1 protein-coding gene is annotated in these 972 nt (G+C 73.5%); it reads right to left on the bottom strand.

Annotated elements, in window-relative coordinates:
* Positions 1-972 (bottom strand): beta-ketoacyl synthase N-terminal-like domain-containing protein (locus tag IF30_RS42855; RefSeq protein WP_037903097.1); only part of this gene is annotated, 972 nt, incomplete at both ends.

The following is a 972-nucleotide window of genomic DNA, read 5'->3' as shown; positions in this document are numbered from 1 at the left end:
CGGGTCGATGCCGGCGTGTTCGAGGGTTTCCCAGGTGGTTTCCAGGAGCAGGCGCTGCTGGGGGTCCATGGCCAGGGCCTCGCGTGGCGAGATGCCGAAGAACTCGGCGTCGAACTCCGCCGCGTCGTACAGGAATCCACCCGAGTCCGCGGTGCTGCTGCCCGGTGTGCCGACGGACCGCAACGACGCGAGGTCCCAGCCGCGGTCCTGCGGGAACCCCGAGATCGCGTCACCACCGGAGGACACGAGGCGCCACAGGTCTTCCGCGCTGCCGACACCGCCGGGATAGCGGCACCCGATCCCGACGACGACCACCGGGTCGTCCTGGAACACGGCGGCGGCTGCCGGCACGGTCTCCGCCGGGGCCGCGCCGAACATCGTGTCCCGCAGGTGGTCCACCAGCGATGACGCGTTCGGGTGGTCGAAGACCAGGGTCGCGGGGAGCTGGAGCCCGGTCGACGCGTTCAGGCGATTGCGCAACTCGACCGAGGTGAGCGAGTCGAAGCCGAGTTCGCTGAAGGCACGCCCCGAGTCGACGGTCTGCGGGCCGGAGTGTCCGAGCACAGCGGCGACCTGGGTTCGGACGAGCGCGAGCAGTGCGGCGTCGCGGTCCGCCGGGGGCATCGGCCGAAGCCGTTCGGCGAAGCCGCCCGCAGCCCGGTCGGTGGCGCGGTGGGGTGCGGTCGGCACGAGCGCGCGCAGCAGCGGGGGAACCGGCCCGTGGTCGCCGACGACCGCGTGCGCGTCGAGGTGCATCGGGACGACGACGGGGACACCGGTGGTCAGGGCGGCGTCGAACAGCCCCAGCCCCTCGGCGTCCCGCAGCGGCCTGACTCCCGTCCTGGCGGCAACGGTGGCCGCCATGCCGGCGGCCCACGGTCCCCAGGCGAGGCTGGTGGTGGGGTGCCCGGTGCTGGTGCGGTGGTGGGCGAGGGCGTCCAGGTAGGCGTTGGCGGCGGCGTAGTTGGCCTG

Origin of the sequence: Streptomyces sp. NRRL S-350 (assembly GCF_000719705.1) — a bacterium.
Taxonomy (GTDB): domain Bacteria; phylum Actinomycetota; class Actinomycetes; order Streptomycetales; family Streptomycetaceae; genus Kitasatospora.
Note: the sequence above shows the minus strand (reverse complement) of the source record. Positions and strands in the feature narration are given on the sequence as shown.